The following is a 12,457-nucleotide window of genomic DNA, read 5'->3' as shown; positions in this document are numbered from 1 at the left end:
GCATTAGACTCGACCCTCGTGGCTACTACGAATGACCTGAAGAACGGGCTGGTGCTCAACATCGACGGCCAGCTCTGGACCGTCACCGAGTTCCAGCACGTCAAGCCCGGCAAGGGCGGCGCGTTCGTGCGCACGACGCTGAAGAACGTGCTCTCGGGCAAGGTTGTCGACCGCACCTTCAACGCCGGCACCAAGGTCGAGACGGCCACCGTCGACAAGCGGTCCATGACCTTCCTCTACAAGGAGGGGACGGACTTCATCTTCATGGACGCCGACACCTACGACCAGGTGCCCGTGCCCGCGACGACGGTGGGCGACGCCGCCAACTACCTGCTCGACAACGCCGAGGTGGCGATCGCGGTCCACGAGGGCACGCCGCTGTACCTCGAGCTGCCTACCAGCGTCGAGCTCGTTATCAGCCACACCGACCCTGGTCTGCAGGGCGACCGAAGCACGGGTGGCACCAAGCCGGCCACCGTCGAGACCGGCGCCGAGATCCAGGTGCCGCTGTTCGTGTCGACCGGCGAGAAGGTCAAGGTCGACACCCGCGACGGGCGCTACCTCGGCCGCGTCAACAGCTGACGACGCATGGCTGCCCGCAGCAAGGCGCGCAAGCGTGCCCTGGACGTTCTCTACGAGTCCGACGTCCGCGGGGTCGACGCGCTACGTACGTTGTCCGACCGGGTGGCCCTCGCCGACCCGCCCGTGAACGACTACACGATCGAGCTGGTCGAGGGCGTGCAGGCCAACCGGGTGCACATCGACCGGATCCTGTCCGACTACGCCGAGGGCTGGACGCTCGAGCGGATGCCTGACGTCGACCGTGCGGTGCTGCGCCTCGGCGTCTATGAACTGCTGGTGCGCGACGAGGTGCCTGATGCGGTGGCCATCGACGAGGCCGTCGAGCTGGCGAAGTCGCTGTCCACGGACGAGTCGCCCCGATTCGTCAACGGCATCCTCGGTCGGGTGCAGCGCGACCGGCCCGCGCTGGATCCGCAGGCCTGACGTCCGAGTCTGCTCGTGGTCGGTCTACTCGCTGTCGATGATGACGGACTCGGGTGCCAGGACCTGCCAGCGCACGAGCCGTTCGGTGAGCGCCTCGATCGAGGTGTCGTACATGAGGGCGAGCGTGCTGAGGTCCTCGTGCCGGACGGGCAGGCTGCGGGCGCCGAGGTTGCCGCGCTGACGTTGGATCGAGGACACGAAACGCCGCAGGATGTCGGCGTGCCCGTCGGTGAGCGTGGCGACGTTGTCCAGGTTGAGCACGATGCGGGACAGCGGTGGGGCCGTAGACCCCGAGGAGAACGGGCTGTCGTCGGGCGGGAGCAGCTCGCTCACGGGCACGCCGTAGAAGTCGGCCAACTCTGCCAGGCGCTGCACGGACACGGCGCGGTCGCCGCGCTCGTAGGAGCCCACGACGACGGCCTTCCATCGGCCGTCGGACTTACGTTCGACGCCCTGCAGGGACAGGTGCTGCTGGGCACGCACCGCACGCAGTCGAGCGCCCAAGGCTTTGGCGTAGCCGTCGGCGGCCACAACCTCGTCTTCGGACACTCTGGTGGTCATCCCGTCCCCGCGTAGGCCGGCAATAGCACGAGCCGGCAGTGGTCGCGTCATGCTGCACTATGCCCAAACACCGAGACTGATCACCATTGAGAGCACAACTGACCGTAACTTTGCGGTTCAGACGTGTCAAAAAGCGAACAAGACCAGCACAGCAGCAACCGTGGCGCCGGGCGCGAACGGCTGGCGGGCACTGTTAGGGTGGCAGCGTTTCACTCCTTTAACGGACCGTCCAGTGAGGCGGACAAGGAGGCGCCAGTGTCTTCGGACGCTCATGCCCGCTCGATGGCCGAGCCGTCGTCTTCGCAGCTCCCCGGCACCGTCCTGACCGCCGCCGACGTCGCACGCATCACCGACCGGATGGCGCACCAGATCATCGAGAACACCGCCCGTGGCGGTTTCGAGGTCGTACTGCTCGGTATCCCGACGCGCGGCGTGCCGCTGGCCCACCGTCTGGCCGACCGCATCGCCACCTTTGCCGGTGTGCAGCTGCCGGTGGGCTCGCTGGACATCACTCTCTACCGCGATGACCTGCGCCTGCGCGGTGTGCGCCCGCTCGCCGAAACCGTCGAGCCCGACGGCGGCATCGACGGGCGCACCGTGATCCTCGTTGACGACGTGCTGTGCTCCGGGCGCTCGTGCCGTGCCGCCCTCGATGCCCTGACCGAGCTCGGCCGGCCGCGCACCGTCCAGCTGGCCACCCTCATCGACCGCGGCCACCGCGAGCTGCCGATCCGCGCCGACTACGTCGGCAAGAATCTGCCGACCGCACCGGAGCAGAAGGTGCGGGTGCTGATGACCGAGGTCGACGACGTCGACGCGGTGCTCGTGGAGGACGCAGTCCTGGTAGGGGACCAGTGAGGAACCTGCTCTCGGCCGGCGACCTGGACCGCGACGAGGTGCTGGCCATCCTCGACACCGCACAGCGCATGCATGCCGTGCAGACCCGCGTGGTCAAGAAGCTACCGCCACTGCGCGGGCGCACGATCGTCAATCTGTTCTTCGAGGACTCCACCCGGACGCGCTCGTCGTTCGAGATCGCCGGTAAGTGGCTGTCCGCCGACGTGATCAACGTCAGCGCCAAGGGCTCGAGTGTCAGCAAGGGCGAGAGCCTGCGGGACACGGTGTTGACCGTCGCAGCCATGGGCGTGGATGCGCTGGTTGTACGGCACAACGCCTCCGGCGCGGTGGCTCGCGTCGCGCAGTGGGTGGATTGTCCGGTCGTCAATGCCGGCGACGGCACCCACGAGCACCCCACCCAGGCGCTGCTGGACGCCTACACACTGCGTAGCCGCCTCGGCGAGTTGGCCGGTCGGCACGTCGCGGTGGTCGGCGACATCACGCACAGCCGGGTGGCCCGCTCGAATGTGCTGCTGCTGCGCACCCTGGGTGCACGGGTGACGCTCGTCGCGCCGCCGACGCTGATGCCGTCGGGCGTGAGCAGCTGGCCGTGCGACACCAGCTGGGACCTCGACGCGGTGTTGTCCGGTAAAGCCGGTGGCGACGTCGACGCGGTCATGATGTTGCGCGTCCAGCGCGAGCGGATGAGCGGCGGCTATTTCCCCAGCGAGCACGAGTACGCGGCCACCTACGGGCTCTCGCCCGCGCGGCTGGACCTGCTCGGCGACGACGTCCCGATCCTGCATCCGGGGCCGATGAACCGCGGTCTGGAGATCTCCTCTGCCGCCGCCGACAGCTCACGCTCGCTGGTGCTCGAACAGGTGCAGGCCGGGGTGTCGGTGCGGATGGCCGTGCTGTTCCGGTTGCTCGCCGGTTCTGCTGAGGAGGTGGCGATGTGAGCGTGCTGATCCGCAGGGCGGCGCTGCTGGGCGACCGTGTCACCGACGTGCTGGTCGAGCACGGCGTGATAGCAGCCGTGGGCTCGAACCTGAACGGCGACGAGGTGGTCGACGGGTCCGGGCTGGTGCTGCTGCCCGGCTTCGTCGACCTGCACACCCACCTGCGCGAACCGGGCCGCGAGGACGCCGAGACCATCGCCACCGGCTCCGCCGCCGCCGCCCTGGGCGGGTTCACGGCCGTGCACGCCATGGCCAACACCGACCCGGTGGCCGACCGCGCCGAGATCGTCGAACGGGTGTGGCAGCGCGGTCGCGAGGTCGGCCTCGTCGACGTCCGCCCGGTCGGCGCCGTGTCGAAGGGCCTGGCCGGCGAGACGCTCGCCGAGCTGGGCAGCATGGCCCGCTCGTCGGCGGCCGTGCGGGTGTTCAGCGACGACGGCCGGTGCGTGCACGACTCACGATTGATGCGTCGCGCGCTCGAGTACGTCAAGCCGTTCGGCGGGGTGATCGCGCAGCACGCCCAGGACCCGAGGCTCGCCGATTCCGCCGCGTGCGCGCACGAGGGCGAGGTCTCCGGCCGGCTCGGGCTCGCCGGCTGGCCGGCCGTGGCAGAGGACTCGATCGTGGCCCGCGACGTCATGCTCGCCGAGCACACCGGCTCGCGGCTGCACGTCTGCCACGTCTCCACGGGCGGCACCGTCGAGGTCATCCGCTGGGCCAAGGCGCGGGGGATCGCAGTGACGGCCGAGGTGACGCCGCACCACCTGCTGCTCGAGTGTGACCTGCTCGAGGGCTACGACCCGATCTACAAGGTGAATCCGCCGCTGCGTCCGGCCGCTGACGTCACCGCGCTACGGGCCGGGTTGGCCGACGGCACCATCGACGCCGTAGCCACCGACCACGCCCCGCACGCTGCGCACGACAAGGACCACGCGTTCGGCGACGCGGCGTTCGGCATGCTCGGGCTGCAGACCGCGCTCGGGGTCGTGGCCGAGGCGATGGTCGGCACCGGATTGCTCGATTGGGCCGGCGTCGCCGACCGGATGTCGGTGCGCCCCGCGGCGATCGGGCGCGTCGACGGCCATACCTCGACCAGCGGCGCGACGCTCGCGGTCGGCGCGCCGGCCAACCTGACCCTCGTCGACCCGTCGGGGGAGTGGACGGTAGACCCGGCCGCCTTCGCCTCGCGCGGTCGCAACACCCCATTCGCCGGACGGACGCTGCCCGCGTCCGTCGTGGCTACCGTCTTCCGCGGCCGGGTCACGGTGTCCGGCGGGCGCATCGTCGAAGGAGCTTCTGCGTGACTGACGCGCTACTGGTACTCGAGGACGGGCGCGCCTTCCGGGGCGAGTCGTACGGCGCCGAGGGTGAGACGTTCGGCGAGGCCGTCTTCAACACCGGTATGACCGGCTACCAGGAGACTCTGACCGACCCGTCGTACCACCGTCAGGTGGTGGTGCAGACCGCGCCGCACATCGGCAACACCGGCGTGAACGACGAGGACGTCGAGTCGCGGCGCATCTGGGTCGCCGGCTACGTGGTGCGCGACCCTGCCCGCCGGCCGTCGAACTGGCGCTCGCGTCGCACGCTCGACGACGATCTCGCCGCGCAGGGCGTGGTCGGCATCAGCGGCATCGACACCCGCGCGCTGACCCGCCACCTGCGCGAGCGCGGCGCCATGCGATGCGGGGTCTCGACGGCCACCATCGACCCACAAGCCCTGCTGCACAAGGTGTTGGACTCCCCGGCGATGACCGGCGCGGATCTGTCCGCGCAGGTCAGCACGCCGGAGGCGTACCGGATCGACGCGCTCGCCGAGGAGCGCTTCACCGTGGCCGCGCTGGATTTCGGCATCAAGTCGATGACGCCGCACCGAATGGCGCAGCGCGGGATCACTACGCACGTCCTGCCCTCGACGTCCTCCGCCGAGGACGTCGTGGCCACCGGCGCCGACGCGGTCTTCCTGGCCAACGGCCCCGGCGACCCGGCCGCTGCCGACGAGGCGGTGGCCACCGTGCGCGAGCTGCTGCGCCGCGAGGTGCCAGTCTTCGGCATCTGCTTCGGCAACCAGATCCTCGGCCGAGCCTTCGGGTTCGGGACCTACAAGCTCGGTTACGGCCACCGCGGCATCAACCAGCCGGTGCAGGACCGCCGCACGGGCAAGGTCGAGATCACCGCGCACAACCACGGCTTTGCGGTCGATGCCCCGCTCGACCGGGTCACGGCTACAGACTTCGGGGACGTCGAGGTGTCGCACGTCTGCCTGAACGACGACGTCGTCGAGGGCCTCACCGCCCGCGACGTGCGCGCGTTCAGCGTCCAGTACCACCCGGAAGCTGCGGCCGGCCCGCACGACGCGGCTTATCTCTTCGACCGATTCATCGAGCTGCTCGAGGGAGAGAAGTAGTGCCGAAGCGCACGGACATCGAGCACATCCTGGTCATCGGCTCGGGGCCGATCATCATCGGCCAGGCCTGCGAGTTCGACTACTCCGGGACGCAGGCCTGCCGGGTGCTGCGCAGCGAGGGCTACCGCGTCAGCCTGATCAACTCGAACCCGGCGACGATCATGACCGACCCCGAGTTCGCCGACGCCACCTACGTCGAGCCGTTGACGCCGGAGTACGTCGAGCGGGTCATCGCCCGCGAGCGTCCCGATGCGCTGCTGCCGACGCTCGGCGGGCAGACCGCGCTCAACCTGGCCATGGACCTGCACGCTGCCGGGCTGCTCGAGAAGTACGGTGTCGAACTCATCGGTGCCGATGTCGAGGCCATCCAGCGAGGCGAGGACCGTCAACGGTTCAAGGAGATCGTGCGCGCGGTCGGCGGCGACGTCCCCGACTCGCGCGTCTGCCACACCCTGGACGAGGCGGTCGCGTTCGCCGAGACGGTCGGCAACAAGATCGTCGTCCGACCGTCTTTCACCATGGGCGGGCTCGGCTCGGGCCTGGCCACCAACGCCGACGAGGTGCGCCAGATGGTCGCGCGCGGTCTGGCGGCCAGCCCTGTGCACGAGGTGCTCGTCGAGCAGTCCGTGCTGGGCTGGAAGGAGTACGAGCTCGAGCTGATGCGCGACAAGCACGACAACGTCGTAGTCGTCTGCTCGATCGAGAACCTCGACCCGATGGGCGTGCACACCGGCGACTCGATCACCGTCGCGCCGACGATGACGCTCACCGACCGCGAGTACCAGCAGATGCGCGACATGGGCATCGCGGTGCTGCGCGAGGTCGGCGTCGACACCGGCGGCTGCAACATCCAGTTCGCAATAGACCCGGCCGACGGGCGCATGATCGTCATCGAGATGAACCCTCGGGTGTCTCGCTCGTCCGCCCTGGCAAGTAAGGCCACCGGCTTCCCGATCGCGAAGATCGCGGCCAAGCTGGCCGTCGGCTACACGCTCGACGAGATCCCCAACGACATCACAACCCTCGGGGGGACACCCCCCGAGTCCCCCCCGAGGCACACCTGCGCGGCCTTCACGACCCTCGGGGAGACAGCCCCCGAGTCCCCCCCGAGGCACACCTGCGCGGCCTTCGAGCCGACGCTGGACTACGTCGTGGTCAAGATCCCGCGCTTCGCGTTCGAGAAGTTCCCGGGCGCCGACCCCGTGCTGACGACGCACATGAAATCCGTCGGCGAGGCGATGGCCATCGGGCGCAACTTCACCGAGGCGCTCGGCAAGGCGCTGCGCTCGATGGAGACCAAGACGGCCGGTTTCTTCACCGCGCCGGCGCCGGCCACGACGGTCGAGGACCTACTGCGCATTGCGGCCGTGCCCACCGACGGCCGGCTCTACACCGTCGGTGCGGCGCTGCAGGCCGGCGCCACCGTCGAACAGGTCGCCGAGGCCACCGGCATCGACCCGTGGTTCGTCGACCAGTTTGCGCTGATCGTCGAGGTCGGCGCCGAGGTGCGCGACGCGCCGACGCTCACTGAGGCACTGCTGCGCAAGGGAAAGCGGCACGGACTGTCGGACCGGCAGATCGCCGCGCTGCGTCCCGAGCTTGCCGGCGAGGACGGCGTGCGCACGTTGCGGCACCGCCTGGGCATCCGGCCGGTGTTCAAGACCGTCGACTCCTGCGCGGCGGAGTTCGCGGCCAGCACCCCGTACCACTACTCGTCCTACGACGACGAGACCGAGGTCGCGCCGCAACGCGACCGCGAGAAGGTGTTGATCCTCGGCTCCGGTCCGAACCGCATCGGTCAGGGCATCGAGTTCGACTACTCGTGCGTGCACGCGGTCATGGCGCTGCGCGACGCGGGCTACGAGACCGTCATGGTCAACTGCAACCCCGAGACGGTGTCCACCGACTACGACACGGCCGACCGTCTCTACTTCGAGCCGCTGACGTTCGAGGACGTGCTCGAGGTGGTGGCTGCGGAGCAGGCCTCCGGCACCGTTGCCGGCGTCATCTGCACGCTCGGCGGGCAGACCCCGCTGGGGCTTGCCCAGAAGCTCAAGGACGTCGGCGTGCCGGTGCTGGGTACGCAGCCGGAGGCCATCGACCTCGCCGAGCACCGCGGTGCGTTCGGCCGGGTGCTCACCGAGGCCGGCCTGCCCGCGCCGCGCAACGGGGTGGCGACGTCGTTCAACGAGGCCAAGGCGGTGGCCGACGAGATCGGCTACCCGGTGCTCGTGCGCCCGTCCTACGTCCTCGGCGGTCGCGGCATGGAGATCGTCTACGACGAGGCCCACCTGTCGGACTACATCAGTCGGGCGACGGAAATAACCGACGACCACCCGGTCCTTGTCGACCGGTTCCTCGATGACGCTGTCGAGATCGATGTGGACGCCCTCTACGACGGCACCGACCTCTACCTCGGCGGCGTCATGGAGCACATCGAGGAGGCCGGAATCCACTCCGGCGACTCGGCGTGTGCACTGCCGCCGATCACGCTGGGCGACACCGACATCGCCAACGTGCGCGCGTCCACCCTGGCCATCGCGCAGGGCGTCGGCGTGCGGGGCTTGCTCAACGTCCAGTACGCGATGGCCGGCGACGTGCTGTACGTCCTGGAGGCGAACCCGCGGGCTTCGCGGACGGTGCCGTTCGTGTCGAAAGCGACGGCGGTGCCGTTGGCCAAGGCCGCGGCCCGCATCGCGCTCGGCGCGTCGATCGCCTCGCTTCGCGAGGAGGGCCTGCTGCCGCGCCACGGCGACGGCGGCAACCTGCCGGCCGACGCGCCGATCGCGGTCAAGGAAGCGGTGCTGCCGTTCCACCGCTTCCGCACGCCGGCCGGCGACCAGGTCGACTCGATCCTCGGTCCGGAGATGAAGTCGACGGGTGAGGTCATGGGCCTCGATGCCACCTTCGGCACCGCGTTCGCGAAGTCGCAGGCCGCGGCGTACGGGTCGTTGCCGATCAAGGGGACCGTGTTCGTCAGCATCGCCAACCGCGACAAGCGGGCCGCGATCTTCCCGGTGAAGCGGCTGGCCGACCTCGGGTTCCGCGTGCTCGCCACCGCGGGCACCGGCCAGGTGCTGCGCCGCAACGGGGTGCCCGTCGAGGTCGTCGGCAAGTTCAGCGACGGGCCCGGCAACATCGTCGAACGCATCCAGGCCGGCGAGGTCGATCTCGTGCTGAACACGCCCTGGGGTTCGGGCGCACCGCGCCTGGACGGTTACGAGATCCGCACCGCCGCGGTGACCGCCAGCATCCCGTGTCTGACCACCACGCAGGCCTTCGCCGCCGCCGTACAGGGCATCGAGGAACTCACCCGCGGCGAGCTCGGCGTCCGCTCGCTGCAGGAGTACCACGCCGACCTCGCGGCCTGGCGCGCGCGCGTCGATGCCGAGGCCGAGTGACCGACGGCGGGCACGGTCCCGTTATCGAGACGGCTGAGGTGTTCGGCGCGCACCGCGCCGGCGACCTCGTCAGCCTCACCCTCATCGCCCCTGAGATCGCCGAACACGCCAGGCCGGGCCAGTTCGTGGCGGCGCGGGTGGGCGACGAGAGCTCGGCCGAGGTGCTGCGCCGGGCACTGTTCATCGCCGCCGCCACGACCGGCGGTGCACATGCCGGCACCGTCACGGTCGTCATCGCTCCGCGCCGGGCCGGGTCCCGCTGGCTTGCCGGGCGCACTGCTGGAGACCGGCTGGACCTCGTCGGCCCCCTCGGGACGCCGTTCCCGTTGCCGTCCGGACCGTCACCGGCCGTTCTGGTCGCCCACGGCTACGGCGGCGGCCCGCTGAGCTGGCTGGCGCAGACGCTTGTCGCCCAAGGCTCGCCGGTCGAGGTGGTGCTGGGGGCCGATACGGCCTCAGAGTTGTACGGCGAGCAGCCGGCGAAGCGGATCGCCGAGCGGGTGACGGTGCTGACGACCGACGGCTCGGCCGGGCGCACCGGCCCGACGACCGACGCGGTGTCCGACGCGATCGTGCGGCTCGGCGCCGAGGTCGTCTACGCGTCCGGGCCGGCGGCTGTGCTGCGTCGCGTCGGTGAGCTCGCGCAGGAGCACGCGATCCGTGCACAGGTGGCGGTCGAGGCGCCGATGGCCTGCGGCATCGGTGTGTGCCTGTCCTGTCTGTTGCCTGCGCGCGTCGGTGACGGCGGATTTCGTCTCGTCCGCGCCTGCGTCGAGGGCCCGGTGCTCGAGGCCGGCCGCGTCCGGTGGGGCGAATTCGCATGAGCGTCGACCTCACCGCTCGGTTGGGTCGGCTGCGGCTGCCCAACCCGGTGCTCGCGGCGGCGGGCACGGCAGGCGCGGGCCGGGAGCTGGCGCAGTTCGTCGACCTGGCCGCGCTCGGCGCGCTCGTCACACCGTCGGTCATGGCTGCGCCCTGGGCTGGTCGGCCGGCGCCGCGCTCCGCCGGTACACCCAGCGGCCTGCTCAGCGCCCACGGCCTCATCGGGCCGGGCATCGACGCGTTCGTTGCCGCCGACCTCGCCTTGCTGGCCGAACGCGGCCTGCGCGTCATCGTCTCGATCGCCGGCACGCACAGCGATGAGTTCGCCGAGGTCGCGCGCAAGCTCGCCGGGCACCCCGCCGTGGCCGCGATAGAAGCCAACATCTCGTGCCCGAACCACGGCAGTCGCGGCCAGATGTTCGCCGCGGACGCTATCGCTTCGGCGCGGGTGATCGGGGCCGTGCGCCGGGCAGCCGACCCGGCCCAGCCGGTGTTCGCCAAGCTCACGGCCGACGTGACCGACCTGGGCCACCTAGCCCGGGTGTGCGCCGACTCGGGTGCCGATGGCTTCTCGCTCATCAACACCGTCAGCGGCATGGTGATCGACACCGACACGCTGGCACCGGTGCTCGCCGACGGCATCGGCGGGCTCTCCGGCCCGGCGGTGCGACCCATCGCGGTGCGCTGCGTCTGGCAGGTGCGTCGCGCCGTGCCGCACCTGCCGATCATCGGCTCCGGAGGTATTGCCAGCGGCTTGGACGCCCTGCAGTTCGTGTTGGCCGGGGCCGACGCGGTGGCCGTCGGCACCGCGACGTTCGGTGATCCGCGCGCGCCGCTGCGGGTGCTCGCCGAATTGACCGAGGCCCTCGCTGCCCGCGGATTCGCGCGGCTCAGCGACGCCGTCGGCTATGCCCATTCCCAGGCGGCCCATCTCGACGACCGTCAGCGCGCCGCCCGGCGCCGTCCAGCGGAGGAGCTCGCGTGAGTTTCGGAGCCCGACTAGACGCCGCGCTCGATGCCCGCGGTTCGCTGTGCCTCGGGATCGACCCGCATCCGGGACTGCTGGAGCAGTGGGAGTTACCCGTCGACGGCCAGGGGCTTGCGACGTTCGCTGCCATCTGTGTCGCGGCCTTCGCCGATCTTGCCCCGGTGATCAAACCGCAGTCGGCCTTCTTCGAGCGGCACGGCGCCGAAGGCATCGCCGTGCTCGAGGGGACGATCGCAGCATCGCGGGAGGCGGGTGCGCTGGTCGTGCTGGACGTCAAGCGGGGTGACATCGGTTCGACGATGGCCGCGTACGCCGACGCCTACCTCGACCCGGCGTCAGCGCTGTCCGCCGACGCGATCACCCTGAACCCCTACCTCGGAGTCGGGGCGCTCGAGCCGGCGTTCGAGCTGTGCGCCCGGCACGATGCGGGCGCGTTCGTCCTTGCGCTGACGTCCAACCCCGAGGCGCGCCCGTTCCAGACCGCTCGCGTAGAGGACGGCCGCACGGTGGCCCAGGTGGTGCTCGACGACCTGGCCGCCCGCAACAATGGCGCCGCGCCACTCGGCTCGCTCGGCGCGGTCGTCGGCGCAACGATCGGCTCGACCGACGCCACGTTCGATGCGCTCAACGGACCGATCCTGTCCCCGGGGATCGGCGCGCAGGGTGGCACGGTCGAGGACGTGCACCGGCTGTTCGGCGACGCGCTGCGGCACGTCGTGCCCAGCGTCTCGCGCGAGGTGTTACGGCAAGGGCCGGACATCGAGGCGCTGCGCAACGCCGTCGAGCAGCAGCTCGAGCAGTTCAGCTTCCTGCGGGCCTGACCGTCAGGGCGTCCAGCCACTCGACGGCCACCGGGCCGACCCGCAGCAGGCCGTCGGTCAGTGGCTCACAACGCATGCCTGCGCGCCCGCGCAGGCCTTTCCAGGCACCGGGTTCGACCGTCAGATCCAGCCACGCGCACGGGCGGGCCGGTCTTCGCACGAGCAGCAGCACCGGCCCGTCGCCGCTGTCGAGTGAGAGCACCCGACCGGCCGCCGCGTCGACGTCCACTCCGCGTAGCAGGACGTTGCGCCGGGTCTCGGGCAGCCCGGCGCCCGGCCACGCCGCCAGCGACTCGGCGGCGAGGACCGTCACCGACGCGTCGCGGTGGGCCGGGCGGTTGAAGTAGCGATCGCCGACCACGCCAAGACCGGCCCGGATCTCGAGTCGGTCGGTGGTCTCGTCGGCGACGTCCCCGAGCGGCCCCGGCCGGCCCGCGTACCGGTGCACGGGGGAGGCCAGCAGCTGCACGATCTCGGCCACCCGGCCATCATGCATGGATGCAGGAACAATTCGTGACGACCGGAGACGTGACGCTCTGCTTCGACGTCCGCGGCCCGGGCGACGCGCCGACCGTCGTGCTGGTCATGGGTCTGGGCCTGGACCTGTTTTTGGTGGCGCGACGAGTTCTGTGACGACCTCGTCCGTCGTGGCTTGC

12 protein-coding genes are annotated in these 12,457 nt (G+C 70.6%); 10 read left to right on the top strand and 2 right to left on the bottom strand.

All coding sequences use genetic code 11. The features are described 5' to 3' along the window. The first annotated feature begins 18 nt into the window (after positions 1–18). On the top strand, positions 19–582 hold the full coding sequence (gene efp / locus ACFFC4_RS10080) for an elongation factor P (protein WP_375500365.1): 564 nt from the start codon (positions 19–21) through the stop codon (positions 580–582). Positions 583–588: 6 nt separating this feature from the next. After that, positions 589–1,005: a transcription antitermination factor NusB gene (gene nusB, locus ACFFC4_RS10075; protein ID WP_375500363.1), complete on the top strand. Its 417-nt coding sequence runs from the start codon at positions 589–591 to the stop codon at positions 1,003–1,005. 24 nt (positions 1,006–1,029) lie between these two features. Here the strand turns inward: nusB and ACFFC4_RS10070 are convergent, their stop codons facing one another. Then, entirely contained in the window at positions 1,030–1,566 is a 537-nt protein-coding gene (locus tag ACFFC4_RS10070; RefSeq protein WP_375500361.1) for a transcriptional regulator, read from the bottom strand. 282 nt (positions 1,567–1,848) lie between these two features. Here ACFFC4_RS10070 and pyrR point away from each other — a divergent pair, with 282 nt between their 5' ends. From pyrR to pyrF, 8 genes are read left to right on the top strand one after another with little or no spacing between them, the layout of a single operon-like run. Further along, positions 1,849–2,424 carry a bifunctional pyr operon transcriptional regulator/uracil phosphoribosyltransferase PyrR gene (pyrR, locus tag ACFFC4_RS10065; protein WP_375500436.1) on the top strand — a complete coding sequence of 192 codons (576 nt, stop codon included), beginning with the start codon at positions 1,849–1,851 and terminating at the stop codon, positions 2,422–2,424. Then, complete coding sequence (locus tag ACFFC4_RS10060) at positions 2,421–3,362, top strand: aspartate carbamoyltransferase catalytic subunit (RefSeq protein ID WP_375500359.1); 942 nt, start codon at positions 2,421–2,423, stop codon at positions 3,360–3,362. The genes pyrR and ACFFC4_RS10060 overlap by 4 nt, the downstream gene beginning before the upstream one ends. Beyond that, positions 3,359–4,666 (top strand): dihydroorotase, encoded by a 1,308-nt coding sequence (locus tag ACFFC4_RS10055; RefSeq protein ID WP_375500357.1) that lies wholly within the window; start codon positions 3,359–3,361, stop codon positions 4,664–4,666. The genes ACFFC4_RS10060 and ACFFC4_RS10055 overlap by 4 nt, the downstream gene beginning before the upstream one ends. Continuing rightward, complete coding sequence (gene carA, locus ACFFC4_RS10050; protein WP_375500355.1) at positions 4,663–5,769, top strand: glutamine-hydrolyzing carbamoyl-phosphate synthase small subunit; 1,107 nt, start codon at positions 4,663–4,665, stop codon at positions 5,767–5,769. Before ACFFC4_RS10055 ends, carA begins: the two co-directional genes overlap by 4 nt. Continuing rightward, positions 5,769–9,170, top strand: a complete 3,402-nt coding sequence (gene carB / locus ACFFC4_RS10045) for a carbamoyl-phosphate synthase large subunit (protein WP_375500353.1) — start codon at positions 5,769–5,771, stop codon at positions 9,168–9,170. Before carA ends, carB begins: the two co-directional genes overlap by 1 nt. Then, positions 9,167–9,994, top strand: coding sequence for a dihydroorotate dehydrogenase electron transfer subunit (locus tag ACFFC4_RS10040; protein WP_375500351.1), 828 nt, complete (start codon positions 9,167–9,169; stop codon positions 9,992–9,994). Before carB ends, ACFFC4_RS10040 begins: the two co-directional genes overlap by 4 nt. Further along, complete coding sequence (locus ACFFC4_RS10035; RefSeq protein ID WP_375500349.1) at positions 9,991–10,977, top strand: dihydroorotate dehydrogenase; 987 nt, start codon at positions 9,991–9,993, stop codon at positions 10,975–10,977. Before ACFFC4_RS10040 ends, ACFFC4_RS10035 begins: the two co-directional genes overlap by 4 nt. Then, entirely contained in the window at positions 10,974–11,801 is an 828-nt protein-coding gene (pyrF, locus tag ACFFC4_RS10030) for an orotidine-5'-phosphate decarboxylase (protein WP_375500347.1), read from the top strand. The genes ACFFC4_RS10035 and pyrF overlap by 4 nt, the downstream gene beginning before the upstream one ends. Here pyrF and ACFFC4_RS10025 read toward each other — a convergent pair. Beyond that, positions 11,782–12,282 (bottom strand): molybdenum cofactor biosysynthesis protein, encoded by a 501-nt coding sequence (locus ACFFC4_RS10025; protein ID WP_375500345.1) that lies wholly within the window; start codon positions 12,280–12,282, stop codon positions 11,782–11,784. The genes pyrF and ACFFC4_RS10025 overlap by 20 nt on opposite strands. Between the last annotated feature and the right edge of the window lie 175 nt (positions 12,283–12,457).

The sequence above is a fragment of the uncultured Jatrophihabitans sp. genome (genome assembly GCF_964244045.1).
Taxonomy (GTDB): domain Bacteria; phylum Actinomycetota; class Actinomycetes; order Mycobacteriales; family Jatrophihabitantaceae; genus Jatrophihabitans.
The sequence above is the reverse complement of the archived record's forward strand: the minus strand, read 5'-3'. Positions and strand labels throughout refer to the sequence as shown.